Here is a 1,186-nt window from a genome sequence, read left to right as displayed (position 1 = left end):
TGCTGCCTGGTGGAGGTGTCCGTGGCCGTTGTGCCGCTGCTCGATGGGCTGCTGCCTGGTGGAGGTGTCCGTGGCCGTGCTGCCGCTGCTCGATGGGCTGCTGCCTGGTGGAGGTGTCCGTGGCCGTGCTGCCGCTGCTCGATGGGCTGCTGCCTGGTGGAGCTGGCCGGGGCCATTATGCCGTTGCTCGATGCGTAGCTACCTGGCGGAGCTGGCCAGGGCCGTGATGCCGCTGCGTTGTACCGCCGCTCGGTACGCTGTGGCCTGGTGGCGAAGGCCAGGCCGTGGTGTCGCTGCTCGGTGTTCTGCCGCCTGGTGGAGCGGGCCGGGCTGTGATGCCGCTGCTCGGTATGCTGCTGCCTAGTGGTTATAGCCGGGGGCGCTTTCGCCTGGTGGAGGTGTCCGTGGCCGTGCTGCCGCTGCTCGGCGCGCTGCTGCCCGGCGGAGCTGGCCAGGGCCGTGATGCCGCTGCGTTGTTCCGCCGCTCGGTACGCTGTGTCTGGTGGCGAAGGCCAGGCCGTGGTGTCGCTGCTCGATGCGCTTGCGCCGCCCCAGCTGGCGGCCGTTGTGCCGTTGCTCGGTGTGCTGTCGCTTGGTGGCGGCCTGGGCCGTGATGCTGCTCGGTGTGCTGCCGCCTGGTGGAGGTGTCCGTGGCCGTGCTGCCACTGCTCGATGGGCTGCTACCTGGTGGAGCTGGGCGGGGCTGTGATGCCGCTGCTCGGCGCGCTGTCGCGTGGTGGAGCTGGCCGGAGCCGTTGTTCCGCTGCTCGGTACGCTGTGGCCTGGTGGCGAAGGCCAGCCCGTGGTGTCGCTGCTCGATGCGCTTGCGCCGGCCCAGCTGGCGGCCGTTGTGCCGTTGCTCAGTGTGCTGCCGCTTGGCGGCGGCCTGGGCCGTGATGCTGCTCGGTGTGCTGCCGCCTGGTGGAGGTGTCCGTGGCCGTTGTGCCGCTGCTCGATGCGTTGCTGCCTGGTGGAGGTGTCCGTGGCCGTTGTGCCGCTGCTCGATGCGTTGCTGCCTGGTGGAGGTGTCCGTGGCCGTTGTGCCGCTGCTCGATGCGTTGCTGCCTGGTGGAGGTGTCCGTGGCCGTTGTGCCGCTGCTCGATGGGCTGCTGCCTGGTGGAGGTGTCCGTGGCCGTGCTGCCGCTGCTCGATGGGCTGCTGCCTGGTGGAGGTGTCCGTGGCCGT

The 1,186-nt window shown here is 70.5% G+C and carries 2 protein-coding genes; both read left to right on the top strand.

The annotated features are described in order from the left end of the window. Positions 1 to 198, top strand: a 198-nt coding sequence (locus GM655_RS22500) for a hypothetical protein (protein WP_229632703.1), incomplete at its 5' end; no start/stop codon positions are given. A 535-nt stretch (positions 199 to 733) separates the two neighbouring features. Continuing rightward, a partial coding sequence (locus tag GM655_RS22495; RefSeq protein ID WP_155436887.1) for a hypothetical protein occupies positions 734 to 1,186 on the top strand: 453 nt, incomplete at its 3' end.

Origin of the sequence: Pseudoduganella danionis (genome assembly GCF_009720775.1) — a bacterium.
In the GTDB taxonomy this organism is placed as follows: domain Bacteria; phylum Pseudomonadota; class Gammaproteobacteria; order Burkholderiales; family Burkholderiaceae_D; genus Rugamonas; species Rugamonas danionis.
This window is presented reverse-complemented; position numbering and strand designations above follow the sequence as displayed.